At 69.9% G+C, this 24,838-nt stretch carries 25 protein-coding genes and 3 pseudogenes; 20 read left to right on the forward strand and 8 right to left on the reverse strand.

Going from position 1 to position 24,838, the window contains the following annotated elements:
* The first annotated feature begins 263 nt into the window (after positions 1-263).
* The 8 genes and pseudogenes from ACGWYJ_RS25560 (at position 264) to ACGWYJ_RS25595 (ending at position 4,569) form a co-directional block, all read left to right on the forward strand.
* Positions 264-692, forward strand: a complete 429-nt coding sequence (locus ACGWYJ_RS25560; RefSeq protein WP_395108866.1) for an ATP-binding protein — start codon at positions 264-266, stop codon at positions 690-692.
* Entirely contained in the window at positions 689-1,048 is a 360-nt protein-coding gene (locus ACGWYJ_RS25565; RefSeq protein ID WP_395108867.1) for a hypothetical protein, read from the forward strand. Before ACGWYJ_RS25560 ends, ACGWYJ_RS25565 begins: the two co-directional genes overlap by 4 nt.
* Positions 1,049-1,132: 84 nt before the next feature.
* Positions 1,133-1,567, forward strand: coding sequence for a limonene-1,2-epoxide hydrolase family protein (locus ACGWYJ_RS25570; RefSeq protein WP_395108868.1), 435 nt, complete (start codon positions 1,133-1,135; stop codon positions 1,565-1,567).
* Between the two features lie 155 nt (positions 1,568-1,722).
* Positions 1,723-2,124 (forward strand): annotated as a pseudogene (locus tag ACGWYJ_RS25575) (DNA-binding response regulator); the annotation flags it as partial.
* A gap of 75 nt (positions 2,125-2,199) precedes the next feature.
* Entirely contained in the window at positions 2,200-3,102 is a 903-nt protein-coding gene (locus ACGWYJ_RS25580; RefSeq protein WP_395108869.1) for an alpha/beta hydrolase, read from the forward strand.
* Positions 3,103-3,209: 107 nt separating this feature from the next.
* Complete coding sequence (locus tag ACGWYJ_RS25585) at positions 3,210-3,359, forward strand: hypothetical protein (RefSeq protein WP_395108870.1); 150 nt, start codon at positions 3,210-3,212, stop codon at positions 3,357-3,359.
* Between the two features lie 171 nt (positions 3,360-3,530).
* Positions 3,531-4,349, forward strand: a pseudogene (locus ACGWYJ_RS25590) (erythromycin esterase family protein); the annotation flags it as partial.
* Positions 4,350-4,428: 79 nt separating this feature from the next.
* The gene (locus ACGWYJ_RS25595) at positions 4,429-4,569 is read left to right on the forward strand and encodes a hypothetical protein (protein ID WP_395108924.1); all 141 of its coding nucleotides are present in this window, start codon (positions 4,429-4,431) and stop codon (positions 4,567-4,569) included.
* Here ACGWYJ_RS25595 and ACGWYJ_RS25600 read toward each other — a convergent pair.
* Positions 4,566-5,579, reverse strand: coding sequence for a LysR family transcriptional regulator (locus ACGWYJ_RS25600; RefSeq protein ID WP_395108871.1), 1,014 nt, complete (start codon positions 5,577-5,579; stop codon positions 4,566-4,568). The genes ACGWYJ_RS25595 and ACGWYJ_RS25600 overlap by 4 nt on opposite strands.
* Positions 5,580-5,691: 112 nt before the next feature.
* Here ACGWYJ_RS25600 and ACGWYJ_RS25605 point away from each other — a divergent pair, with 112 nt between their 5' ends.
* Positions 5,692-6,285 carry an ATP-dependent Clp protease proteolytic subunit gene (locus tag ACGWYJ_RS25605; RefSeq protein WP_395108921.1) on the forward strand — a complete coding sequence of 198 codons (594 nt, stop codon included), beginning with the start codon at positions 5,692-5,694 and terminating at the stop codon, positions 6,283-6,285.
* A gap of 109 nt (positions 6,286-6,394) precedes the next feature.
* Positions 6,395-7,471 carry an RNA ligase (ATP) gene (locus ACGWYJ_RS25610; RefSeq protein WP_395108872.1) on the forward strand — a complete coding sequence of 359 codons (1,077 nt, stop codon included), beginning with the start codon at positions 6,395-6,397 and terminating at the stop codon, positions 7,469-7,471.
* A gap of 1 nt (position 7,472) precedes the next feature.
* Here ACGWYJ_RS25610 and ACGWYJ_RS25615 read toward each other — a convergent pair whose 3' ends face one another.
* Positions 7,473-7,820: a nucleotide pyrophosphohydrolase gene (locus ACGWYJ_RS25615; RefSeq protein WP_395108873.1), complete on the reverse strand. Its 348-nt coding sequence runs from the start codon at positions 7,818-7,820 to the stop codon at positions 7,473-7,475.
* 34 nt (positions 7,821-7,854) lie between these two features.
* On the opposite strand from ACGWYJ_RS25615, the gene ACGWYJ_RS25620 reads away from it, so the two are divergent.
* Positions 7,855-8,163 (forward strand): hypothetical protein, encoded by a 309-nt coding sequence (locus tag ACGWYJ_RS25620; RefSeq protein WP_395108874.1) that lies wholly within the window; start codon positions 7,855-7,857, stop codon positions 8,161-8,163.
* Here ACGWYJ_RS25620 and ACGWYJ_RS25625 read toward each other — a convergent pair.
* Entirely contained in the window at positions 8,160-10,244 is a 2,085-nt protein-coding gene (locus ACGWYJ_RS25625) for a UvrD-helicase domain-containing protein (RefSeq protein WP_395108875.1), read from the reverse strand. The genes ACGWYJ_RS25620 and ACGWYJ_RS25625 overlap by 4 nt on opposite strands.
* A gap of 690 nt (positions 10,245-10,934) precedes the next feature.
* Here ACGWYJ_RS25625 and ACGWYJ_RS25630 point away from each other — a divergent pair.
* Together ACGWYJ_RS25630 and ACGWYJ_RS25635 are read left to right on the forward strand one after the other, a co-directional pair.
* Positions 10,935-11,258, forward strand: coding sequence for a hypothetical protein (locus tag ACGWYJ_RS25630; protein WP_395108876.1), 324 nt, complete (start codon positions 10,935-10,937; stop codon positions 11,256-11,258).
* 167 nt (positions 11,259-11,425) lie between these two features.
* Entirely contained in the window at positions 11,426-11,962 is a 537-nt protein-coding gene (locus ACGWYJ_RS25635; RefSeq protein WP_395108877.1) for a PP2C family protein-serine/threonine phosphatase, read from the forward strand.
* A gap of 363 nt (positions 11,963-12,325) precedes the next feature.
* Here ACGWYJ_RS25635 and ACGWYJ_RS25640 read toward each other — a convergent pair whose 3' ends face one another.
* Positions 12,326-12,688 (reverse strand): DUF1330 domain-containing protein, encoded by a 363-nt coding sequence (locus ACGWYJ_RS25640; RefSeq protein WP_395108878.1) that lies wholly within the window; start codon positions 12,686-12,688, stop codon positions 12,326-12,328.
* An 887-nt stretch (positions 12,689-13,575) separates the two neighbouring features.
* On the opposite strand from ACGWYJ_RS25640, the gene ACGWYJ_RS25645 reads away from it, so the two are divergent.
* Positions 13,576-14,343: an SGNH/GDSL hydrolase family protein gene (locus ACGWYJ_RS25645; protein WP_395108879.1), complete on the forward strand. Its 768-nt coding sequence runs from the start codon at positions 13,576-13,578 to the stop codon at positions 14,341-14,343.
* A gap of 16 nt (positions 14,344-14,359) precedes the next feature.
* Here the strand turns inward: ACGWYJ_RS25645 and ACGWYJ_RS25650 are convergent, their stop codons facing one another.
* Positions 14,360-16,603: a DUF4041 domain-containing protein gene (locus tag ACGWYJ_RS25650; protein ID WP_395108880.1), complete on the reverse strand. Its 2,244-nt coding sequence runs from the start codon at positions 16,601-16,603 to the stop codon at positions 14,360-14,362.
* Between the two features lie 186 nt (positions 16,604-16,789).
* Positions 16,790-17,116: a hypothetical protein gene (locus ACGWYJ_RS25655; protein WP_395108881.1), complete on the reverse strand. Its 327-nt coding sequence runs from the start codon at positions 17,114-17,116 to the stop codon at positions 16,790-16,792.
* 111 nt (positions 17,117-17,227) lie between these two features.
* Between ACGWYJ_RS25655 and ACGWYJ_RS25660 the strand changes: the two genes are divergently transcribed.
* Entirely contained in the window at positions 17,228-17,878 is a 651-nt protein-coding gene (locus ACGWYJ_RS25660; protein WP_395108882.1) for a YdcF family protein, read from the forward strand.
* A gap of 152 nt (positions 17,879-18,030) precedes the next feature.
* A complete protein-coding gene (locus tag ACGWYJ_RS25665; protein WP_395108883.1) occupies positions 18,031-20,217 on the forward strand; it encodes a molybdopterin-dependent oxidoreductase in 2,187 nt (728 codons plus the stop codon).
* A gap of 62 nt (positions 20,218-20,279) precedes the next feature.
* Here the strand turns inward: ACGWYJ_RS25665 and ACGWYJ_RS25670 are convergent.
* Together ACGWYJ_RS25670 and ACGWYJ_RS25675 are read right to left on the reverse strand one after the other, a co-directional pair.
* Positions 20,280-20,474: pseudogene (locus ACGWYJ_RS25670) on the reverse strand (DUF5999 family protein); the annotation flags it as partial.
* A gap of 127 nt (positions 20,475-20,601) precedes the next feature.
* On the reverse strand, positions 20,602-21,201 hold the full coding sequence (locus tag ACGWYJ_RS25675) for a hypothetical protein (RefSeq protein ID WP_395108884.1): 600 nt from the start codon (positions 21,199-21,201) through the stop codon (positions 20,602-20,604).
* A 350-nt stretch (positions 21,202-21,551) separates the two neighbouring features.
* On the opposite strand from ACGWYJ_RS25675, the gene ACGWYJ_RS25680 reads away from it, so the two are divergent.
* Genes ACGWYJ_RS25680 through ACGWYJ_RS25695 form a run of 4 tightly spaced genes read left to right on the forward strand, consistent with a single transcriptional unit; the run spans position 21,552 to position 24,827 of the window.
* Positions 21,552-21,806, forward strand: coding sequence for a hypothetical protein (locus ACGWYJ_RS25680; RefSeq protein ID WP_395108885.1), 255 nt, complete (start codon positions 21,552-21,554; stop codon positions 21,804-21,806).
* On the forward strand, positions 21,803-22,873 hold the full coding sequence (locus ACGWYJ_RS25685) for an AAA family ATPase (protein ID WP_395108886.1): 1,071 nt from the start codon (positions 21,803-21,805) through the stop codon (positions 22,871-22,873). Before ACGWYJ_RS25680 ends, ACGWYJ_RS25685 begins: the two co-directional genes overlap by 4 nt.
* Positions 22,870-23,883: a DUF58 domain-containing protein gene (locus ACGWYJ_RS25690; RefSeq protein WP_395108887.1), complete on the forward strand. Its 1,014-nt coding sequence runs from the start codon at positions 22,870-22,872 to the stop codon at positions 23,881-23,883. Before ACGWYJ_RS25685 ends, ACGWYJ_RS25690 begins: the two co-directional genes overlap by 4 nt.
* A complete protein-coding gene (locus ACGWYJ_RS25695; RefSeq protein ID WP_395108888.1) occupies positions 23,880-24,827 on the forward strand; it encodes a VWA domain-containing protein in 948 nt (315 codons plus the stop codon). The genes ACGWYJ_RS25690 and ACGWYJ_RS25695 overlap by 4 nt, the downstream gene beginning before the upstream one ends.
* Positions 24,828-24,838: the final 11 nt, after the last annotated feature.

The raw sequence follows: 24,838 nt of genomic DNA on the forward strand, positions 1-24,838 counted from the left end.
ACGGCTCCGCACGTCACGTCGCCGCTTGAGAAATCCGCACGTGCGGGATTCGCACATGCCGCGTTCGGATGTGCAAACGACGCACGTCCCCGATCGCACGTGCGAAGTTCGGTTGTGCGTGGCGCGAAAGTGCTGATTCCCTGGTCAGAACGGGCAGCATGGCGATTCGTCGGGTTCGCATGGCCCGATCTTGTGACGATGTGACGGTGACGCAACGCGCTTGCGAGCGCTCCGCAAGGCGATCCAGACCCCGAGGTGTCCCTATGTCCCTGGCGCTCCTTCCCGCCGCCGAGCCCGCGGTGCCGCTGTACTGGCGGCGGACCTTTCCCGGCCGTACCGAGCAGGCCCGCGCGGCACGCGGCTTCGTGGGCTGCCTGCTGTCCGGCTGCCCCTATCTTGACGACGTCCAGCTCGCGGCGGGCGAACTCGTCGGGAACGCTCTCCGGCACACCAGGTCCGGCCAGGAAGGCGGCGCGTTCACGGTCGAGGTCCTCCGTGGCTGCGGCGGTGTGGTGATCGCGGTCGGGGACCAGGGCGGCCCGTCCGAGCCCGTCGTCCGTGACGCGGATCGGCTCGCCGAGGGCGGGCGCGGCCTGCTCACCATCGCGTGCGTCGCCGAGAGCTGGGGCTGGCACGGCGACGAGCACGGCCGGAAGGTCACCGTCACCTTCGTAGGGGAGTGGACGGAGTGACACCGGCCTTCGAGGACGTCCACACCCAGGTCGAACAGCAGGTTCAGGCGGCGATGACGGCCGCGATGCGCGCCGACCCACTGGTCCTCGGGCGATGCGCGGAAACCCTGGGCGCCGACCTTCACAGCCGGGATCTCGTCCGCGAGGCGCGCGGATTAGTGCTGGCCTGCGGGGCGGCACTGACCGCCGTGCTGGCGGTCCACCGGCCCGGCAAGGACGCCCACGGCGACGGCGCGTGCCGCGCCTGCGGCACTCGGCATTGCCCAACGCTTCGCGGCATCTCCGACGCTCTCGCCGCGTACGCGCTCCGCCCCGCGCCCACCGACCAGCCGGAGGCGGACGGCCCGCCGCGCTGACCCGGCGGCTTTTCGGGTGTATCGGTGGCGACGGTGCGGCGTATAGCGTGAAGCGCTCCGTGCAATGCGCCATCGGAGGTTCCCATGTCGACCGAGATCGTGACCGCCTTCCTGTCGGCCCTCGAAGACCTGGACGTCGACCGCGCCCTCACCTACGCCGATCCGCGGATCGTCTACCAGAACGTCCCCCTGCCCCCGGCCCGCGGCATCAAGGCGTTCGAGCGGCAGATGAGGGCCATGGCCCGCTACGGCACCGGCTTCGAGGCCCGCGTCCACCGCATCGCGCAGAACGGCTCCACCGTCCTCACCGAACGCACCGACGCCCTCGCCATCAATTCGTGGCGCGCCGAGTTCTGGGTCTGCGGCACCTTCGAGGTCCACGACGGCAAGATCACGCTCTGGCGCGACTACTTCGACTGGACGACCGTCCTGGCCGCCAGTGCCAAGGGCCTCCTCAACGCCGCCCTGAACGCCCTCCAACCCACCCAGCCGAAGTCGTCGTCCAACGCGAAGTCTTAGCCAGCGTTCTCATTCCCAGCGGAAAAGGCGGGCCGCTATGGCGCCTGCGGCCCGGTTCCCATCCACGCTTCCTGCAACGCCTCCACCCCTGGTGGCATGTACTGCCCGATGCGGGCCAGGAAGTTTGGTAGCAGGAAGCGGGGGACGTACACGCCGCCGCGGTCGAGACCGGGTCCGAGCTGGAGCGGGCGCTGGCCGGTGAGCGCCCTGACGTGGCCGTCGTGGACGTACGGCTGCCGCCGACCAACACCGACGAGGGCCTGCGGGCCGCGCCGGCCGCCCCTCGCGCGCCCCGGCCGTCAGGTGCTCGTGCTGTCCCAGCACGTCCAGCATCTGTACGCGCAGGAACTGTCGGCCGACGGCTCCGGAGCGGTCGGCTACCTGCTCAAGGACCGGGTGTCCAACGCCGGGCAGTTCATCGACGTGGTCCGCTGACCTGTGAGTGATCGCCAAGCTGCTGGCCGCAGGCGTACGGGACGAACCGCTGGGACGCCTCACCCCACGCGAACATGGAACTCATGGCCCAAGGCCGCTCCAACGCCGCGGTTGGGGCACGGCAGGGGCCGTCCCTCCCATGAGGCGGTAGGGCTCGCGGGGGAACAAAGGCCGGTCGGCGGGTAGTTCAACCGATCATGAACGCGTTCCCGTCTCGTGAGCCGGAGGGCCCGGTCGTCACCCGCGTCACCGGGCCGGATGACCTCGCGACCGTTGTCGCCGCGATCGGCAGCCTGACGGCCGGTGGGCCGCCGCTGCCCGACGACGCCGACGGCTCGCCCGCGCTCCCGCACACCGACGGCGTGCCGGGGCAGTGGATGAACGCCACGGGCCGTACGGCGGCGGACGCAGGGGTGACGCTGTACGTGCACGGAGGCGGTTTCGAGCAGCACAACCCCGAGTTCGAGCGCGTCATGGCGTACTGGCTCTCCAAGGCGACCGGTCGTCCGGTGTTCGCGGTGGACTACCGCCTCGCGCCCGCCCACCCCTTCCCGGCGGCGCACGACGACGTGCTCGGGGCGTACCGGAGCCTGCTCGACCAGGACGTCCCCGCGAGCCGCGTCGTGCTGCTGGGCGAGTCGGCGGGCGGGACGCTGGTGCTGTCGGCGCTCCACACGATGCGCGCGGAGCGGATCCCCTTCCCGTCGGGCGTGGTGGCGGTCTCCGCCATCACCGACCTGACCCTGTCCGGACGGTCGATCGACGCCCCTGCGGCCGACGACATGCTGAACCGTCCCGTCCTGGAACGAATCGTGGCCCAGTACCTGAACGGCTCCGCCCCCGACCAGGTCCCGCAATCACCGCTGCACGGCGACCTGTCGGGCCTTCCGCCATCGCTCATCGTGGTCGGCGCAGGAGAAGTCCTCCTGGACGACAGCCACGGCTACGCGCATGCGGCCGCGGCTGCGGGTACGCCCGTCGCGTTGGACGTCTACGAGGGCATGCCGCATGCCTTCCACGTGTCGCTGCTGACCGAGCCTCAACCTGCGGTAGCGACCATCTTCCTGGAGCGCCTCGCGGCCTGGACCGCATCCCTCTAGGTCCTACGGCGACCGGAGTAGGGGAGAAGCCTCCCACCGGGGGACGCGGGGGAGCACATCATCCGGCGACGGTTGCGGCGTCGCACCATCTCGCCGGAAGGAAACCCATGATGCAAACGCGCTACGCACTGCGCATCGCCGCCCCCGCCTTGGGCGTGGCCGTCGCCTTCTCGGGTATCGGCCTCGCCTCACCCCCTGCCGCCGTGGCGCAGGCCGTCGTACGGGACGACTCGCGTGCGGTGACGCAATGGATCTAGCGGAACGCGCACCGGATCGGCACCCACGACCCCTCGGCCCCACTGGATGACCTCGAATCCCTACGCCGATCCGTAGGGAACGCCTCCATCGTGGGACTGGGAGAGCCCGCCCACGGCGTACGGGAGGTGACCACGCTCAAGCACCGCGCCCTGCGCTACCTGGTGGAGCGCATGGGGTTCCGGTCCATCGCCTGGGAGGACGACTGGACACTCGGCCTGGAGATCGACGAGTACATCCGTACCGGCAAAGGAGACGTGAACGCGCTCCTGCGCAGGACGAGCGGCGCCTGGGCCACACGCGAGTGCGCGGACGTCCTGAACTGGCTGCGCGACTTCAACGCAGGACGGGCCGAGAGCGACAAGGTCCGGTTCGTGGGCGTGGAGTACTACACGACCTGGCGCCCCGCCTACGACATCGTCAGCGCGCACGTGGAAAGAGTCGCCCCGTCGCTCGTCCCCGAACTGAGCGAGCACCTGAAGGAGATCCGCCCGGAAGAGGACGACGACGCCTGGGAACACGCCAAGTGGTACATGGGCGTGACCGACAAGAAGCCCTACGTCCAGCACGCCCAGCAGACGTACGACCTGGTCAAGGCGCTGCCGCATCGGCCCGGCGACAGGGAATACTCGCTGGCGCTGCACGCCGCCCGCCAGATCCTGTCCTTCTACATGAACTACTACATCCCCTTCGCGGACGCGCTCGTCTACCGGGACGCCCGCGCGGCGGAGAACCTGCGCTGGTGGCGCTCGTACGGCGACGGCAAGGTCGTGTACTGGGCCGCCAGCCCGCACACCGCCGTCGCCCCGGACCTGCGCATCACCCAGCCGCCGGACCCCGACATGGCGTTCGCCGGCGTCGGCTCGTACCTGCGCCGCTGGTACGGGACGGACTACCGCTCGATCGGCTTCACCTTCGACCACGGGACGCTCCCCGCGGAGAACGGCGACCCCGTGGACGTGCCGCCCCCGGCGGACGACTGGTTCGAGCGTCCCTTCGGACAGGTGACCCGCTTCGACCAGTTCCTCCTCGACCTGCGCCCGGACGCCGACGCCCCCCGCCCCGGCACCGGTGAGACGCTGGCTGACGGCCCCCATCAAGACCCGCGGTTTCATCGGCAACGACGCCTCCCACATCACCGGCGGCACGCTGGAGCAGTGGTTCGACGTGATCGTCCACCGCCAGGAGGTCACCCCGGCGCGGCTGCTCTAACCGGGCGGCGCGTCGCGGGCTCGCAGCCAGGCGTCCAGGACGGCGCGGTCGGAGGCCGGAAGCCAGGTGCCCACACCCGGCCCGGCCTCCGGGCGCGGCAGCGCCTGGAGCAGCCGGACCAGCCGGGGATCGCGGTTGCCGCGCCGCCAGACGACCGACCACAGGTGCAGCGGCACCGGGTCGATCAGCGGGATCTGCCGCAGCCCCGGGTCGCGCGGCAGATCCATGCCGCGCTCGCCCAGCGCCACCGCATGGGTCTCCCGCCGCAACTGGGCCGCGCTGTCCCGGACGCCGATCGCGACCTCCCCGTACCGGACCGGGACGCGCAGCTCCTCGCTCAGCCGCACCAGGTAGTCGTGCCACTCGCGGGCGCCCCCGGGATGCGGCATCGCGATGCCCCATCGCCTGATCTCCGCGATGGGCAGCGTCTTCCGGTCGGCCAGGGCATGCCCGGTGAACGCGAACGCGTCCAACGGGACGAGGTGGACGGGCCGGTACGCCAGTTCGTCGGGCCAGCCGTCCGGAGACGACCGGCGCCGCTCGTCCCGTAGAGGCCCGAGCGCACTGGGATGGACGCGGCCGAACGCGGCGTCCAGCTCGCCGTTCCACACGGCGGGGAGGGCGTTGGCCAGCCCCTGCCGCATGCTGGGCTCCACGTTCAGCCCCGGGACGCGCTCGGCGGTCTCACGCAGGATCCGCAGCGGCGTGAAGCGCTCAGCGAACACGTCCACGCGCAGCGGCTCGGCCGGGTTCTCCCGCATGGCGGTGACGGCCAGGTCGTACGCGGCCACGGCGTCCCGGGCCAGCGGCAGGAACCGGCGCCCCGCCGCGGTCAGCTCGACCCGGCGCGTCGTCCGCGTGAAAAGGGGTGTGACCAGGGCGTTCTCCAGTCGGCGTATCCGCTTGGACAACGCCTGCTGGGTCAGCGACAGCCGTTCCGCCGCTTGTCCGAAATGCAGTTCCTCGGCGGCGGCGACGAAGGCGCGCATCCCCTGGAGATCGGGTTCCATACCGCCCAGGGTGTGATTGACAACCCTTGGTTGTCAAAGCGGCCCGGCCGGTTGTTGGACGCCCCGCCGCGCCCGCCGGTTATCTGGCGCCATGACCGTCAACGACCTGACCATGCTGATGCGTACCGCCGAAGCCCCCGCACCCTCCCTGGTGGGAGACGACGTGTTCCAGCGGTTGCTGCGCGCCCGCATCATCGTGCTGGGGCAGCAGGTGGACGACGACATCGCCAACCGGATCTGCGCCCAGATGCTGCTGCTGTCCGCCGAGGACCGGCACCGCGACATCCACCTCTACATCAACTCACCCGGCGGCTCCGTGACGGCCGGGCTGGCGATCTACGACGTGATGCAGTTCGTCCCGAACGACGTGGCCACGCTGTCGATGGGGTTCACCGCGTCCATGGGCCAGTTCCTGCTGTGCGCGGGCGCGCCCGGGAAGCGGTACGCGCTGCCCCACGCCAGCATCCTGATGCACCAGCCGTCCGGTGGCATCGCCGGGACGGCGTCCGACATCCGCATCCAGGCCGAGCAGATGCGCTACGTCAAGCGGCTCGTGCAGGAGCGCATCGCCTTCCACACCGGGCAGCCGGTGGAGCGGATCGAGGCCGACTCCGACCGCGACCACTACTACACCGCCGAGGAGGCCCGCGACTACGGCTTCGTCGACCACGTCGTCACCTCGGCCGACGAGATCCTCGCCGGCTGACTTCCGGGGGAGGGCACGCACCGGACCGGTGCGTGCCCTTCGGTAAATGCTTTGCTTGCCGCGCCCGGACATTGGCACCCTTGCCGCAGGTTTGTGGGAAGGGACGGGAATGTCGACGCTGCGAGTGACCGCCGAACGGCTCACGATCCATCCGCACGACAACGCGGACGCTCTCGAACTCGCCCAGGTCGGGCTCTACCGCGCGGTCGTCGGCAAGGGCCAGTTCCGGACCGGCGACTGGGCGCTCTACATCCCCGAAGGCTCCGTCCTCCCCGACGACCTGATCGCCGAACTCGGCCTGGTCGGCAAACTGGCGGGCTCCGGCAAGAACCGCGTCAAGGCGGTGCGGCTGCGCGGCGAACTGTCCCAGGGCATCGTGTGCCTGCCCAAGGCCGTCGACGGCATCGACCTGGCCGAGGCCCACGCCCAGGGACGGGACTTCTCCGCCGAACTCGGCGTCACCAAGTGGGTGCCGCCCGTCCCGGTGCACATGGCCGGCGAGGTGGTGCCCGCCCCCGACCTGCTCCCCTGGATCGAGATCGAGGACATCAAGCGCTACCCCGCCATGTTCGAGCCCGGCGAGCCGGTCGTCGCCACCGAGAAGATCCACGGCTCGGCCTGCCTGTTCTCCCTGATCGGGGACGAGACGTTCGTGTCGTCCAAGGGCTTCGGCGCCAAGCGGCTCGCGCTGGCGCACGACCCGAAGAACCTCTACTGGCGCGCCGTCGAGACCTACGGCGTGCCCGACGCCGCCCGCCGCGTCGCCGATCTCCTCGGCGCCGACCGCGTGGGCGTCTTCGGCGAGGTCTTCGGACGCGGCGTCCAGGACCTCGCGTACGGCGCCAACGCCACCGGCGACCGCGTCGGCTACGCGGTGTTCGACATCGCCCTGGCCGGCCCGGACGGCGCCGTCCGCTGGCTGAACCCCGACGAACTGGCCGACGTCCTGGCCAAGGTCGACCTGCCCGGCGTCCCCCGCCTGTACGAGGGCCCGTACACCGAACGCGTCCTGATCGAGCTGGCCAGCGGACGCGAAACCGTGTCGGGAACGTCCGCCCACCTGCGCGAGGGCCTGGTCGTCCGCCCGGCGAAGGAACGCCACAGCCCCATCACCGGCGGCCGCGCCATCGCCAAGTTCGTCTCACCCGCCTACCTGACCCGCAAGGGCGGCACCGAGTACGAATAGGTCACGGAGCCTTCCTGGCCGAGCCCCGATACCTCTCGGGGTCATAACGCCGGCGGCTGTCCTCCAGCTTGTCCGCCGCCGCGTCCAGCAGATCGACCTGGAGCAGGTCGGCGAGCCTGGTCAGGTAGATGAACACGTCACCCAGCTCGGCACGGATCCTGGCGGCGGCCTCGGGATCGTCCCGCACCCGCCAGGACTCCTCCGGCGTCAGCCACTGCAACTCGGCGACCAGCTCACCGACCTCCCCGCTCAACGCCATCGCCAGATTCTTGGGCGTGTGGAACTGCTCCCAGTCGCGCTCCGCCGCGAACTCCCGAAGCCGCACCGCCAACTCCCCAATATCCCGCATCCCGCCAGGCTAGAAGATCCCCAAACCCCACGCGGTGATGAAGCGGTGCGTCGGCGGAGCGCATCCAGGCCGCCCGGGAGGTCGCCGCCTCCCGCGCTGCTCCCCCCGGACCAAGCCGGCGCCGCCCACCCGGAAGCGGATCGCCAAGGCAGGGGGGGAGGCCGCCGACCTGGCCGCCGAGGGCCGCTACACCCAGGCCACCGAGCTGCCCGCGAGGATCTCGCTGGGCGACGATCTCGAAGCGCTGAACCTCAGGCTGGATCTGGCCTCGATGCTCGACCAGAGCGGCGACCACCCGCAGGTACCGATACTCGAAGACCTCCTGGCCGACATCCCCGCCTAGACCTTCGGGACCGGAAGGAATTCGCTGGGCTCACCCGCGTACGACACGTACAGGTGGTCGCGCGCCCGGGTGCACGCCACGAACAGCAGGCACCGTTCCTTCTGGACGTCCTGCGCGTGCGCCTTCGGGTCCTCGTCCTCACGGGTGATGGCCGACGGCGCCGGCAACGTCCCGGCGTCCACGCCGATCACCGCGACGCACCGGAACTCCAGGCCCTTCATCTTGTGCATCGTTCCGACGCGAACGCCCCGGGACCTGCCGCCGACCTGGTACGCCTTGATCCCGGCCTCCTTCAGGCGCGCGGTCGCCCTGGCCAGCAGATAGCGGGTACGGGCCGCCACGCCGATCGCGGTCGGCTCCACCCCGTCGTCCAGCCACTCCCGCACCTGCCGCACGAGCCCGTCCAGCTCCGCGTCCGGATCGTCGTAGGCGACGACGGACGGCCGCCGCCCGTGCATGGGCGACCGGTAGCCGTCGAGCGTGTCGGCCGAGTCGTCGAGTCCCTGCGCCGGTGTGAGACCCAGCAGCGGCACCGCCCAGCTCAGGATCTCCTGCGTGGTCCTGTAGTTCAGCTTCAGCTTCGTGCTGCGGCCCCGCACATTGATGCCGAGGCTCGCCAGCGACACATGGCTGTCGTAGATGCGCTGGTGCGGGTCGCCGACGATGAACAGGTCGTCCGGTCCGCTCGCCACCAGGCGTCGCAGCAGGCGCCAGTGCGTCGGATGCATGTCCTGCGCCTCGTCGATGATGATGTGGTCGTACTCGGGCGCGTCCACCAGCTCCGCCGCCTCGTTCGCCAGCTGCGGGAACGCCGACTTGCGCGCCGACGCCAGCCTCTCGATCACCCCGGCGACCGCCTTCCACACCAGGGACCGCTGCGTCCTGGCAAGCGGGACGCCGCGCCCGGTGCGCGTGCACGTCAGGTACTCCTCCTCGGTCGCCAGGTCCTGGGCCAGGATGACGTGCTCCCATTCCCGCCGGAGGAAGGTCGGCGAGTACGGCAGTCCCTCCGCCGCTTCCTCCCAGAGCGGGTCCACCACGTCGGTCCCGGCGATCGCTGGCCGGTGATGCCGCGCGACGATCCCGTACGAGACGCTGTCGATGTGCTTGACCTCGACCCGGTCGCGCACCGCCTCGTCCTCGATGAGCAGCCCCAGTTGCCGGTCGAGCGTCTCCGCCAGGTTCTTGGTGAACGTCGTCAGCAGGATCCGCACGTCCTTTCCGGCCATCGCCAGGTGCCGCGCCCGATGCAGGGCCGTCACGGTCTTCCCCGTTCCGGCCCCACCGGTCACCTGCGCCGGACCGCTGTACGACTCCCGCAGCGCCACCTTCCGCTGGATGGGATGCAGGAACACCCGCCAGGTGTCGAACGGGTGCGCGAGAACGTCCCGCAGGTCCTCGGGCCCGTCCACGAAGACGACCTGCCCCGGCGTTCGCCGCATGGCCGTCACCAGGTCGGTCGTGTCGATCATGGCCGGTGGCTGCTCCACGGCCAGGCACGCCGCCACCTCGCCCCACGCTTGGTGGACCGTCATTCCCTGCGCCAATGCCAGCAGCGCGACGTACTGCGCCTCCGGAAGCAGCTTCTCCAGCGCCTGCAGATGCTCCTCCCGCGTGATCAGCCGGACGAGCGGCACCAGGTCCTCATCGATCCCCAGCCTGATGAGGTCCTTGTCGAAGACGTGCTCGAACAACCGGTATTCGCTGGTCTCGGCCGCCTTCTCCAGCGCGGGCTCCAGCCGGTCCAACGCCTCCTGGTCCCGCACCTCCAGAACACCGATCGCCTGGTTGACCGTGAACTTCCGGCTTTTGGCGTACGTGATCGCCTCGTCGTGCCCGAGCACCGACAGCAGGCAGTAGACGTCCCCTCGCTCCGGCGCCAGCACCACCCCGCGCCAGTACTGATCGATCCGTATCGTCCGGATCCGCGGATCCAGGGCCCCGTTGATCTTCTCCAGATGCAGTCCCGCATGCGAATGCTCGGCGAACTTCGCGAACGCCGCCTCCACACCCTTCCGCACCTTGGGCTCCAGCCGGGCGTACTCCGGCATGAACGACCGAGCCACAGCCAGCCGAGCCACACCCGGCCCCCTTTCCGCCGGCCTGACAAGAAGTGAACACATCCTAGAAGCGAAAAACCCCCACCAACCGCCTTCGACCTTCCCTTGACCACCCCCGGACATGACCACGCACACCGACCGACCCCACGCCCGACGCACCGAGCCCGCACCTTGAGCCCAGGAAGCGTCCGCCCGATCCGCAGGCAGAGCGCACCCGGAAAGCCGCACTTGCCGAACTTGTCCGCAATATACGATTATGTGCGGGATGAAGGCTTATGTTGGTGTGACCGATGCGGAGTGGGCTGCTTTCCTCGCCGAGCGACCGGTTCAGAACGAGGTCAACTTCTGGCGACCGTCCAGCCGGGCCGCATTCCGCGTGCTGGATGTCGGTGAACCGTTCTTTTTCAAGTCGCGATACCCCGAGAACAAGATCATAGTGGAGGGTTTTACAGCGGGTTCGAATGGCTGTCCCTATCGGAGGCCTGGCGGATCTACGGCGTAGGAAACAGCGCGATAGACGGCACGCGGCTGCGGCAACTGATCTGGAGACTCGACGACGGCCTGTCGTGGCTGGATGTCTCGACACGGCATCCGGACGCGCGATCGTGGAGCTCTGCCAGGTTCGAGACGTCGCGATGGGAGCCGGTCGACCTTGCGCCCCTTATCGAACGCGAGCAGTCGGCCAGGGAATTCATTCTCTACGTCGATGGCATGACGCCCCTGCTCCCGGCACGAAACCTGCGGGAGGCAGACCTGGCCCTCCTCCGCATCGTCCGTGAGTCGAGCACTGGCGGTCGCGACAAATTGGAGCTGCGCGGCGTGCTCCAGAACTCCACTGTTTACACTTTGGATGGATCCAACCAAGAGGAATCATCACCGCGAGTGGAGGTCTTCACTTCCGCGCTGGCCTTGAGGGCCCGCCTCGGGCACGTGGCATGCCGCACGGTGCGCGGGGCAGAGGTCCTCGGCACGCTGCGGCCAGGTATGGAACTCGTCGTGGACGAGGGCCGCCCCCACGCGACGCGCCTCGCCTGACCAGCCGACTGCCTGTTGAGTGACGCCGTTCGCTCAAGCGGAACTCCCGCGAATGGCCGGACACATCCGATGCTGCGGGAACACAGACCTTCGGGCGGTTCGACTCAGGCACATGTCCGGTAGCGTCGCCGCCAACTATCTTGGCGTGGTTTGGCGTCACACTATGCATGCGATTCTCCTTTGCCGCGGGATCGGGCCGCGGCACGAAGCGATCGGTCAACTGCGATGCCGCTTACGCTTCCGCCCTGATCTTGGCCGTTGCGGACGGCATGGAACCAGGCGGGGACGTCGCGGCGTCCACTGTGATCCACACCATCGCGGACTTCGCCGCCCAACCGTCCTCCAGCCTTCGGGGTGGTCAGCTCGCCGAGCGGGCCGCACGGGAGGCGGTCAAAGGCGCACAGCGTGCGCTGGTGGAGCGCGCCGTGCCGGGACGTCCGTTGCGCACCACACTGACACTTCTGGTTTCCAGCGGCGACGGGCTCGGCATGGCGCATATCGGCGACACTCAAGAGGCTGTCGAACCGCAATTCAGGGCACGACAGTGGGAGCCCGGCGACCGGTACAGGCTCGCCAGCGACGGACTGGCGTTCACGATCGAAGCCGAGGAGATCTGTTACGCCCTGCGAGACCACGTAGACCCTGCGACCGCGGTGTCGGCCCTGATCGAGGGGCCTGCCGTACAGGGAGCCCGGACGATCTGACCTGCGTAGTCGCCGACGTCACCGAGACCGGCAACGCCTCGTCCCCGGTCCTTGCGGGCGCGGCGGTCGCGCCCTGACAGGGGGCGACCAGCGTCCTGTTCCCAGCGCGGAATCTCACGGGCGCTGCGCGGGGGTGAGTGACGCGCCGGCTCTGCTGCCTGATCTGAGTCTCGGCGGCGCTCCCGGTTCCGCCCACGACCTGACCGCCGCCTGCATCCACGCCCACCGATCGGGCGCTGATTGCATATTGGGCGGGTGCTGGGATGTCGGCTGGAGCCCGGCGATCGTGGGTGCTGCCGGCTGCGTGACCGCGGCGTCAACCTGCGCTTTCGCTTGCCACGACGGGCCGCGGCGTGGGGCCGTCTAGAGCGAACCATCGCCTGGCTGTTGTGCGGCGCGTAGGGAGGCGGCGGTTTTGGCGGGGTCGTAGTTTGGGGGGACGCCCTGGAGGAGGACGGCGGTTCCTTCGATGTGGTCGGTTCGCATGGGGAGGATCGCCTGGTAGGCGTCCGAGGCGTACCAGGCGCGGGCCTTGTCCATGTCCGGGAACTCGATCAGGACGTAAGTGCCCTTCGTCCGGCCTTCGATCGGTTCCGGTGCCGTGCCGTGGACGAGGAAGTGGCCACCGTACGGGTCGAGGGTGTCCTGGATTCGCTCCATGTAGGTGAAGACGTCATCGTGCAGCGTTGGCCGGGGACGCAGGTTGGCGAGGGCATAGGCGGTCATCGTCGCCTCCGTTGGCTGGAGCATGGTGGTCTTGGCTCTCTCCAGCCTGGCGGGTCGAGGGAACGCCTGCCATTACCTCAGGCGTAGCCCCGTCCGGCGGTACGCTGCCGGACGCCAATGCGGGCGGCTGTGCCGTCGTCTCGACGCTATAAGGAGTGAATGGCCGTTGAGCGGCACGTCGAGATTCGGGGGTTGCGCCTCGTCTATTTTGACTTCGGTGGGTCCGGTAGGCCATTGCTCACCGTGCATGGCCCTTTCGGCCGGGCCCGGATGTTCGCCCCGCTCGCCGGCATGCTCGGGTCCGGCCTCCCTGGAGTTGCGCGCGCCGGGACGCCATTTCCCTGGCCATCTGTGCCGGGAGGACGAAACTGTCCGATCCATGGATTCCATCATCTCGTCGAGATCGAACCCGAGCTTCACGAGTTTCCCGGCCGTGGACACTGGGTTCACGACGATGCCCCGGAGCGCTTCGCCGAAGTTGTCGAAACTTGGCTCGGTAGGTCTTGTCGTGGGTGGGGGCCGCCATGTTCTTGATGGCCGGTGTTCAGCCTGACCGTGCCGAGCGGTGGCCATGTCGCGGTCGCCCCTGGCGGTGAGCGGGCTGGGGGCCTTGGAAACGGTCGGGTCGGTTGGGGTGGTAGGGATGGGCCGTAATTTGGGGTTGTTGGGGGGAGGTCATGATCTTATTCGGATCATCTACGTGGAAGTGGGATAAAGGGCGATTCAATGGCGAAAGATGACGAAAGTTGCTGATCAGGTTGAGGCTTCATCAAAACACGCACGGGGTATGAGTGATGTAGGACACATCGCTACGCCCCACGGAGCGCGAAATGTATGTCTCCCGCCTTTGGGCGATCACTGTCGGTGCCATTACCGTTACTACGGGTTTGGTCGCGGGGGCGGGGTCGGCCGCCGCGGCCGCGACCAACTACGTCGCCCTCGGGGATTCCTACTCCTCCGGGACGGGGGCGGGAAACTACGACCCCGCTTCCGGTAACTGCCTGCGCAGCGCCAATGCCTATCCGCGGCTGTGGGCGGCGGACCGGTCGCCCGACTCGTTCAAGTTCGCGGCGTGTTCCGGTGCGACCACCTCCTCCGTGACGAGTGGGCAGCTGAGCGCGCTGGAGGCGTCCACGACCCTGGTCAGCATCACCGTGGGGGGTAATGACGCGGGCTTCGCGAGAGTGATGGAGACGTGCGTGCTCCAGTCGACGGCGAGCTGCGAGGCCGCGGTGGCGAACGCGGAGAGCTTCATGCGCAACACGCTTCCCGGACGGCTCGACACGCTGTATTCGTCGATTCGTTCCAGGTCGCCTTCGGCGCGTGTCGTGGTGCTCGGTTACCCGCGGCTCTACATCCAGAACAGCAGCGGGTGCATCGGGCTCAGCCAGACCAAGAGGGCCGCGCTCAACCGGGCCGCCGACACCCTCAACACCTCCATCAGCGGAGCCGTCTCACGGGCGGGGTTCACTTTCTCGGACGTCCGGGACGAGTTCGCCGGGCATGAGCTGTGCTCCGGGGACGGGTGGCTGCATTCGCTGACCTATCCGATCGGCGACTCCTACCACCCGACGGCCCGCGGCCACGCCAACGGGTACTACCCCGCGCTGCGGTCGAGCACCAGCGGTGTATTGGCGCGGCACGCCGATTCCTGACGGCGGCCGTTTCCGTTCAGGGGGCCGGGTTGCTGGAACGCCACTCCTGGGCTTCCGGGGTCTCGGTGTATTCGAGCAGGTGGTTGCCGGCTATGCGTTCCAGGACGGCGCGGACCTCGGACGGGGTGGCGTAGAAGAACTCGCGGCGCTGGTTGACCCGGTTGACGCGCCGGTCCGCGAATTCCTGGTGGAGGCGGTTCTCCAGGCCGACGGCGTCGTCGCTGAAGATGAGGGCGTGCACGTCGAAGTGGAAGGGGACCGAGGCGTCGCCGAGTTCGCGGACCCGTTCGGTGGGATCGAGACGGCGGGTCATGCCGATCTTGACCATGCGCTCGCCGAACGCGCCGATGTTGGAGATCACGTAGACATGGCCGGTCCGGGTGTTGGCGGCGCGTCCCTCGACATCGGTGATGGCGTTGGTCACGTCGGCGAGTTTGGCGCGCAGCTCGGCGGCGCCCGCGGTGTCGCCGTTCGCCTCCAGACGCGCCAGGGCGGTCTGCACTTGTGACTGTTCCTTGAGGAGGCGTGCCTTTTCGCGTTCGAACTCCTTGCGGGCCTTCTCCTCTTCGCGCTGCCGTTCGCGTTCGGCCCGGATCCGGTCCTTCTCCTCCTCGGTCTTGGCGAGGTGGTCGGCGGTGAGCCGCAGTTCCTTGACCCGGAGCCTGCGGTAGTCGGCGCTGACCCGGATGTTCATCGTCTTGCCGAGCCGTTCGATGGTCTGGGCCGTCTTGTCCAGCCGTTCGACCGAGGACCGCAGCTTGTACGGGCGCATCGTCCGGATGAGGTTGTCGGCCTCGGCGTTGTAGGCGCGCAGCATGAGCTTGGAGAAGTCGCGCACCATTTTCCGGCCCTGCGCGAGCGAGCCGTTCACGGACCAGTCGGTGGCGCCGACGACGGCTCGGTCACCGCGCGCCATCGTCTTGATCCTGTCCTTGATCTTCGCGAGTTCGGCCTTGTAGGCGACGGCGTCGGCGAGCGGGTGCTGGTATTCGTAGACTCCGGCTTCCTGGAGGAGCACGACGTCCTGGGTTTCGACGATGCTCTCGCGGATCCGGTCGAGCTCTCGTCGCTTGGTCCTGATCTCGTCGGCCAGGGCGGCGGCCTGCCGGCGGTGCCGCTCGTTCTCCTCGGCGAGCTGTAGCGGCTCCAGCGCGCCCACTCGCTGCAATTCCTGGAGGAGGCGGGCGTTCTCGGCTTCCAGTTCCTCGATGCGCTGCTTCTTTCCGCCGAAGGCGGGACGGCGCTCGGGTCGCGCGGGAGGTGAAGCCGCCGGGGCGGCGGATCGCATGGGACGTCTGCGGGTGACCAGGCGTTCGGCGAGTTGGAGAACGGTGGCCGCGTCGGTGTCGTTGAGGTCGCCGAAGTCGACGTCGGCGGCGTTGTGCAGATGGGCGACCAGTTTGGGCGTGTGGGTGAATCCGGAGCGCAGTTCGACCGCGGAGATCGTGCCGAGTTCGGCGGTCAGCGCGAACCCGGAGGTGTTCAGATCGTGAATGGAGAAGGCCGCGATCCGGCGTTCGGTGATGACGAGATGGTTCAGCGCCGGGCGCATCTTCGCGGTTCTCGTGAGCGCGAGAAGTGTTTCGTCCTGGTGGAGGTGTCGGGCGAGCCTGGTGAGGAGGTCGCGCACTTGGTCGGGCTTCAGTTTCGCGCCGACGTACGGCCAGGGAACGGGCGGTGCGGCGGGCGTCCAGAACTGCCAGCCCGGAGGTGCGGGCGGCCATGACGGGTCGGGCTGCCAGCCGGGCGGTGGCGTCCAGCCGGTGGGTGGGGCGGGCCATCCTGGGGGCGGGTTGTAGAGCCAGCCCGAGGTGTTGCCCGGTTGGGGTGGCGGCGCGGCGGCACTCGGCACTGGAGCGGGTGGCGTGGGCGTGGCTGTTTGGGTTCGTATGAGGTGCAGGATGTGAGGAGCATCCGCGTCGTGCACGTCGCCGAAGTCGGATTCCTCGCCGGAGCCCTGCTTCACGACCAGGAACCAGCGCTGCTGGTACGACTTGCGGGTCTCGACCTCGGTGATGGCGGCGAGCGGGAGTTCCTGACGTGGGCCCTCGCGGCTGAGGTCGGGTGCGGAGAAGCCGATCACGCGGGTGTCGGTGACGGCGACGTGGGTGAGCTTGGGCAGTGCCTTGATGGTCGTCACCAAGGCCAGAAGGCGCTCTTCGCCCTTCACGAGGAAACCGAGCACCTTCAGGAGATGGGCGGTCTCACCAGGGTCCACATCTGCGCCGATGTAAGGGGTGGTGTGCGGCTGAACCGTCATCGCTTCTCCGCTCCTCGTCACGCATGGCTTCGCGGAGACCGGGCCGGGCGTGCTGGGAGCGTTCACCGGCAAGGATGTGGTCGTTGGCGTGGCGGTCCCCGTTTTCTAAGCGGGACGCCCCGTCGGAGAGCCGCGTTTACCGGTGGCCGGATGTGGAGAAGGCGCCGGGTCGGGTGGCGCACAGGGTCAGCGGCACATGCCGCCGCCTCCCTCTGCCTCGTTGTCCTGGTCGATGCTGGGTTCCATGTCGAGGTACTCGTCCTCGGGCCAGAGTTCGTTGGCGAGGAAGGCGAGGTACTCCTCGTCCAAGGGATCCAGCTCGGCCGTGAGCGATTCGGGATAGGAACCAAGGTCGGCGGGACCGGGCGCGGCTGGGACGGGCAACGAGGACTCGGTGTCGGCGGGTCGTGATGGACGGCGCTCGCGGGAGCGGCGGCGCGTGCGCGGCAGCGCGAGTGGCAGGCTCAGGACGAGCAGGCCGCCCAGGGAGGCGAGGACGAGGGCCGCGATCACACCACGCTGTCCTTCCGTAAGAGCCTTTCGTAAGGAGCAAAGCAGTTGAAAGCTACTAGCCGGATGTTTCGGAAGGGCAACGACATGCCGCGCGCGGGGGAGAGTGATGCCGTGAAGTTTGGTCCCCCTTGGCCGGAGGCCCGGGAACTGGGACGGCTCGTTTGGGACTACCTGGTCTACGTCACGCCGATGGCGCCGAGCGAGGTCATCGTGGCCATGGGCTGCCACGACATGCGTGTCGCCGTGCAGGCCGCGCGGCTCTGGCACGAGGGCTGGGCGCCCTTGGTGGTCGCCACGGGCGGAAACGGAAAAGTTACATCCGAATGGGCGGAGACGGAGGCGAAGGCGTTCGCCCATGTGATGCGGGACCACGGCGTACCGGACGAGGCCCTCCTTCTTGAGGAGACGGCGACCAACACGGGTGAGAACATCACCGCGACGCGCCGCTTGCTCACCGAACGCGGAGTGCAGGTGAGCCGGGGGATCCTTGTGGCGAAGCCGTACATGACGAGGCGCTCCCTGGCGACGGCCCTCCGTCAATGGCCGGGTGTGGAGTGGCTGACGTCCGCCCCGGAGGTCGCGTACGACGCCTACCTCGACGACGACCCGCGTCAGGTCTTGGAACTCATGGTCGGCGACTTGCAACGCATGGTGGTGTACGCGGAACGCGGTTTCCAGGCTCCGATGGATGTCGACGAGGCGGCTTGGGCGGCCCACGAGCGGCTCGCGCGGCTCGGGTACGACCGCTACGTGATCTCCTGAGCCGCCTCGGCCCGTCCCGGCAATGTCAGACCCCCCGCGTAGCGTCCTCCGTAGAGCGGGACGCCACCACGCGTCGTCCTTCACAGGGGCGAGGGCGACGCGCGTCCCAGCCGGCGCGGGTGCGAACGAGCGGTTCGGGGCATAATCGGCGCATGGGTCGTACGCAAGCGTCCACTTACTGCCGGATCTGCGAGCCCCTGTGCGGGCTGGAGGTGACCGCCGAGGACGGGGCGGTGCGGCGGATCCGGGCGGATCGGGAGCATCCCCTCTCCAAGGGGTTCGCGTGCCCCAAGGGCATCGCGATGGCGGAGATCCAGAACGACCCGGACCGGGTGGTGCGGCCGTTGCGGAGGCGGGCCGACGGGGAGTTCGAGGAGGTGGGGTGGGACGAGGCGCTCGATGACATCGCGTCCAGGCTGCGGCGCATCCGCGACCAGCACGGCGGGGACGCGATCGGCTGGTACTTCGGCAACCCCGCGACGTTCTCCTACAGTCATCCGCTGTGGCTGAGCGCCTTCATGGCCGCCCTCAAGTCGCCGCACCTCTATTCGGCCGGGTCGCAGGACGTCAACAACCGGTTCGCGGCCAGCGCGCTGCTGTACGGGGCGCCCACGCTGGTGCCGATCCCGGATCTCAAACGGACCGACCTGCTGCTGATGCTCGGCGCCAACCCGCTGGTCTCGCACGGGAGCATCATCAGCGCGCCGCGGATCAAAGAGGACCTGACGGCGATCGTCCGGCGCGGCGGCCGGGTGGTGGTGGCCGATCCCCGGCGGACCGAGACGGCGCGGGCGTACGAGCATCTGCCGGTGACGCCCGACGGTGACGCCTGGCTGCTGCTGTCCCTCCTCAACGTGATCTTCGAGGAGGGGCTGGAGGACGCCGAAGCCTGCGCGGTGCAGGCCCGCGGTGCGGGAACGCTGCGCGAGGTGGCGAAGGACTTCTCGCCCGAGAGCACGCAGGAACGCAGCGGAGTGCCCGCGCGGACGGTGCGGGACCTCGCGCGGAATCTGGCCTCCGCCGAACGGGCGGTGGTGTACGGCCGGACGGGCACCTGCCTGGGACGGTACGGGACGCTCACCGCGTTCCTGATCGACGCGGTGACGCTGGTGACGGGCAACCTCGACCGGCCCGGCGGAGGGATCTTCGGGGCGGCGCCCATGCGGCTCGACGAGCTGCTGCGGGTGACGGGGCTGGCCACGTACGGGAAGACGCGGTCACGGGTGGGCGGGTACCCGGACGTGCTGGGCACCTTCCCCGCCGGGGTGATGGCCGAGGAGATCACGACGCCGGGGCCCGGACGGATGCGGGCGCTGCTGGTGTCGGCGGGCAATCCCGTCCGGACCGTGCCGGGGAGCGCGGCCCTTGAGGCGGCGCTCGACGAGCTGGACCTGCTGGTCTGCATCGACCTGTACGTGACGGACACCGGGCGCAAGGCCGACTACGTGCTGCCGGCCACGACCTTCCTGGAACGGGAGGATTTCCCGCTGCCGTTCCTGCAGAACCATCTGACGCCCTACGTGACCTGGACGGACGCGGTGGTCCCGCCGCGAGGAGAGGCCCGCCAGGAGTGGCAGATCATCGACGACCTCGCACGCCGCATGGGCCTGGCCCTGGGCGCGCTCGGCCTGCAACGGCTCGCGTACCACATGGGCATACGGCCGTCGCCGCGGTTCCTGGTGGACCTGCTGCTCCGCACTGGGCCGAGAGGGGATTGGTACGGGCTGCGGCGAGGCGGCCTGAGCATCCGCAAGCTCAGGAAGCATCCGCACGGCATCGTCCTGGGCGAGCATCACCGCACCGGGACGTTGCGCCGCAGGATCCTCCACAAGGACAAGCGGGTGCGCCTGGACCCGCCTGAGATCGTCGCCGAGATCGGGCGTCTCGCCGCCGAGCCCGCCGGACCGCGAGCACGGGGCGAGGCGTACCCGCTAAGGCTGATAGGGATGCGGGAGCTGCGTTCGCACAACTCCTGGATGCACAACGTCCCGGGGCTGATGCGGGGCAAGCGCCGGCACGCGGCCCGCGTCAATCCCAAGGACGCCGCCGAGTACGGGCTTGAGGACGGTGCTCTGTGCAGGATCACGTCCGAGCATGGGGCCGTCGAGCTGCCCGTCGTCGTGACCGATGAGATGACGCAGGGCGCTGTGGCCGTACCGCACGGGTGGGGCCATCAGGGCGGCGGATGGCGAGTCGCCAACGCGGCGGGCGGCGCGAACGTGAACGTCCTGGCCTCACCCAGGCCAGGCGACCTGGAACCGCTCGCGGGGATGGCGCACCTCAACGGCGTTCCGGTCGCCATCGCGCCCGCAGCCGGTCAGGCGGGCGCCGGGTCCTGAACCGAATTCCGGACGGGCTTCCGAGCCGGCTTCCGGGCGGGATCCTGGGCCGGATTCTGGACGGGACGGTGCGGGTCGATGACACGGCCGTCCGGGAGCAGCTCACCGGTGTCCTCGAAGAGGACGATGCCGTTGCAGAGCAGGCTCCACCCTTGTTCGGGGTGGGCCGCCACAATGCGCGCGGCCTCCCGGTCCGTGTCGTTGGGCGTGGGGCAGGGCGGGTCGTGCGGGCACGTCGTCGCGCGTTCAACGGACATCGGCATCTACCTCCACTGCGTCCCAGTTTAGGACACGATGAAGCCTGCCGAGTGCTGACCGTAATAGGCAAGTCGATGGGGAATTCTTTACTTTCCCGTTGTGGCGCGGCCCGCCCCGGCGGCCCGGTCAGCGCCGGAGGTCGTCGTCCGCCTCGTCCCCATGGTCGACATCGAGCCCGACGACCGACAGGCAGCCCGTGCAGAGCCATTCGGCGATGACCGCCTGGTGGTTGGTGGCGTGCGTCCGGTACGGGTGGGCCAGGCGCCGCCGCCGCATTCCGTGACCGCAGGAGGAGTGCAGGAGCCTGCCGCACTGGGGGCAGGGCCACACGTCCTCGCGGCGCTGGCCGCAGTGCGGGCACATCGGCGTCTCATAGGTCTCGGCGAGGTCCAGGTGCCCGTGCAGGTCGGCCAGGCCGTGGTGGCCGGGCAGCCCCGGATGGCCGGGGAGCCCCGGCAGGTCGGGGAGGTCGCTCACGGCCAGCTCGTTCCGCCACTCCAGCTCCAGGTCGAGGTACTCGTCGGCGGGCCAGTGGTGGTCGGCGAGCCAGGCCAGGTACTCCTCGGAGCCGGAGTCCAGGACCGCGGTGAGCGATTCGGGATGGTCGGTGGGAGCGGCGGGGGTGGTCGCCGGCGTGCGGGGGCGGCCGCGACCGCGCCGCGCGACGGCCAGCAGCGCCAGCAGGCCGAGGAACGCGGTGGCGGCCAAGCCTGTCGCCGTGGCCATCGTGGGGTCCTTTCATGATCTTGCCGGGAGGTTGTCCGATCATGAATTCGCTTCACAAAACGCTGCGCACGCTACAAGAAAGGCTCTTTACGGAAAAGTCGATCACAAAAGAATCTTCGTCACGTTCCCGGCGTCCGGCATGTCCGAAACCCCCGTCCACGGACCGTCCCGTCACGGTCCGTCACGGCCCGCCGGGGCGCCGCTCCGGGCCTCTCCGCGAGGGGCCTCTCCGATCGTCCGTGAGGGCCGGGCTCGGTCCTTAATTCCGCTTTCGCTCCGGATTGGTGTGATCGGTGCTGCCGGCCCGGAACGCCGGGCGGCGGCATGACAGTCACGGAGGGATACGAGCTATGGCTCTCAGCGGACGAACCAGGATCGCCGTCGCGGTGGCGGGGGTCGCCGGGGCCGCGGCGCTCGGGCTGGGCGGCGTGGCGCTCGCCGATCCGGGCGGCGGCCGGACCGAGCTGCGGATCGTCACCGGACACCAGGATGGCGACCCGGCGGTGTCCCACGGCAACGCCGGGTGGACCGGCAAGGCGCCGGGCGAGGACTGCCCCGAGCGTTCCGGTGGCGCCGATCCCGCGCAGGCGGCGGACGGCCGATGACCCCGCCGTCCCCGGACGCCGACAGCGCGCTCGCCGAGCGGGCCCTCTTCGAGATGAAGAGGATCATCGTCGGCCAGGACCGCATGATCGAGCGCATGCTGGTCGCGGTCCTGGCCGGGGGCCACTGCCTGCTGGAGGGCGTGCCCGGCGTCGCGAAGACGCTGGCCGCCGAGACGCTGGCCACCGTGGCGGGCGGGACCTTCGCGCGGATCCAGTTCACCCCCGACCTGGTGCCCTCGGACATCATGGGAACCCGCATCTACCGGCCGTCCACCGAGACCTTCGACATCGAGCTCGGCCCGGTGATGGCCAACGTGGTGCTGGCGGACGAGATCAACCGGGCCCCGGCCAAGGTGCAGTCGGCGCTGCTGGAGGTCATGGCCGAGCGGCAGGTCAGCATCGGCGGCCGGACGTTCCCCGTCCCGGCGCCGTTCCTGGTGCTGGCGACGCAGAACCCGATCGAGTCCGAGGGCGTGTACCAGCTCCCCGAGGCGCAGCGCGACCGCTTCCTGCTGAAGATCGACGTCGGCTATCCGACGGAGGCGCAGGAGCTGGCGGTGCTCTACCGGATGAGCGTGGACCCGCCCGAGCCCCACGCGGTCCTCGACACGGAGATGCTGTCGAGGCTGCGGCGCTCGGCGGAGCTGGTGTTCGTCCACGACGAGGTGGCCCGGTACGCGGTACGGCTGGTGGCGGCCACGCGGGACCCGCTGGCCTACGGGGTGGAGGACGTCGCGCGGCTGATCGCCTTCGGGGCGGGGCCGAGGGCGACCCTGGGCCTGGTCGCCGCGGCCCGCGCGCTCGCGCTGCTGCGCGGCCGCGACTACGTGCTCCCGGCGGACGTGCGGGACCTCGCGGTGGACGTGATGGCGCACCGCCTCGTCCTGTCCTTCGACGCTTTGGCCGACGGGGTGGACGCCAGGACGATCGTCGCCCGCGTGGTGTCGTCCATCCCCGCGCCCCGGATCGCCCCGCGCGAGGACAGCCAAGTGGCGGGGGCCGATATCGACGCCGAACAGGCTCCCGGTGCCCAGGGGCCGCCGTCCGGGAAGGAGGCCGCGGCGTGACACCGCCGGGCGCCCCGGAACGGGGCATCCCCGTGGGGTTCCGCGAACTGGCGCCGGAGCGGGCGTTGAAACGGCTCGAACTGGTGATCGTGCGGCGGCTCGACGGGTTGCTGCAAGGCGATCATCTGGGGTTGCTGCCGGGCCAGGGAAGCGAGGCGGCGGAGGGCCGGGAGTACCAGGCGGGCGACGACGTGCGCGCCATGGACTGGAACCTGACCGCCCGCACGACCGTCCCGCACGTCCGGGACCGGATCGCCGACCGGGAGCTGGAGACCTGGGCGCTGGTGGACGCCACCGCGAGCATGGACTTCGGGACGGGCCGCGCGGAGAAGCGGGACCTGGCCGTCGCCGCGGTCGCCGCCGTGGCGTTCCTGACCGAGCGGACGGGCAACCGGATCGGCGCGCAGGTGCTGCATCCGAGCGGGCTGCGGCACGTCCCGGCGCGGACGGGCCGCGCGCACCTGCTGGCCCTGCTGCGGTCGCTGCTGGCCCTGCCCCGGTCGGAGCCGGGCGAGCAGGGCGGGGACACGCTGGGCGAGGGGATCGGCTTCATGCTGCGGACGGCCGGACGCAGGCGCGGCCTGGCCGTGGTCGTCTCGGACTTCCTGGAGGACGTGGCGTCCTGGGAGCGGAGGCTCACCCGGCTCGCCCACCGGCACCAGGTGCTGGCGGTCGAGATCGTCGATCCGCGCGAGCTGGCCCTGCCGGACGTGGGGCTGCTCGCGGTCGTCGATCCGGAGTCGGGCCGCCGCAGGGAGATCTCCACCGCGAACCCGCGGCTGCGGCTCCGGTACGCCGAGGCGGCCCGGGAGCAGCGGGCCGCGATCGCGGCGGCGCTGCGCCGGGCGGGCGCGGCCCACCTGCGGCTGCGCACCGACCGGGACTGGATCCGCGACATCGTCGAGCACGTCCTCACCCAGCGCCGGATCGCGCATGCGGCCAACCCGCCACCGCGCCGGTCCGGCATGACGGCGGCGCCGACCGAAGCGCCCGGGGGAGGTGCGGCGTGAACTTCCTGGCGCCTTCCAGGCTCCTCCTGCTGCTCGCGTTGCTCGCGCTGGTGGGCCTGTACGTGGCGGTGCAGGTGCGGCGCGGGCGGTACGCGGTGCGGTTCACCAACCTGGCGTTGCTGGAGAAGGTGGCGCCGGTGGCCCCCGGCTGGCGGCGGCACGTTCCGGCGGCGGCGTTCCTGCTGATGATGGGGCTGTTCGTGACGGGTTTCGCGCGTCCGGCCACCGAGGTGCGGGTGCCGCGCGAGCAGGCGACGATCATGCTGGCGCTGGACGTGTCCGCGTCGATGGAGGCCGACGACGTCCCGCCGAACCGGCTGGAGGCGGCCAAACGGGCGGCGGTGTCGTTCCTGGACGGGGTGCCGTCCCGCTTCAACGTGGGCCTGGTGTCGTTCTCCGGCACCGCGACCGTGAACGTCCAGCCGACCACCGACCGGCGCGCGCTGCGGGCCGGGATCGAGGGCCTGACGCTGGGACCGCGGACCGCGATCGGGGAGGGCGTGATCGCGTCCCTGGAGGCGATCAGCTCGTTCGGCGCGCAGTACGGGGAGTCCGCGCCGCCCGGCCGGATCGTGCTGCTGTCCGACGGCACCAACACGGCGGGACGGAACCCGCAGGTGGCGGCCGAGCGGGCGAACCAGGCGCGAATCCCGGTCTCGACGATCGCCTACGGGACGCCCGACGGCGTGTTCTACAACAACGGCGCCGCGGTCCCGGTGCCGGTGGACGGGCCCGCGTTGGAACGGCTCGCCCGGGAGACCGGCGGCCGGTTCTACGAGGCGGCGACGGGCGGCGAGCTGCGGCAGGTCTACCAGGACATCGGCAGCAGCATCGGGTACCGGACCGAGACCCGTGAGGTGTGGGTGTGGTTCATCGGGGCGGGGCTGCTGCTGGCCTGCGTGACCGCCGCCGCGTCCCTGCTGTGGTTCTCACGACTTCCCTGAGGCTTGAGGAG

It is taken from the genome of Actinomadura sp. SCN-SB, from assembly GCF_043906805.1.
In the GTDB taxonomy this organism is placed as follows: domain Bacteria; phylum Actinomycetota; class Actinomycetes; order Streptosporangiales; family Streptosporangiaceae; genus Spirillospora.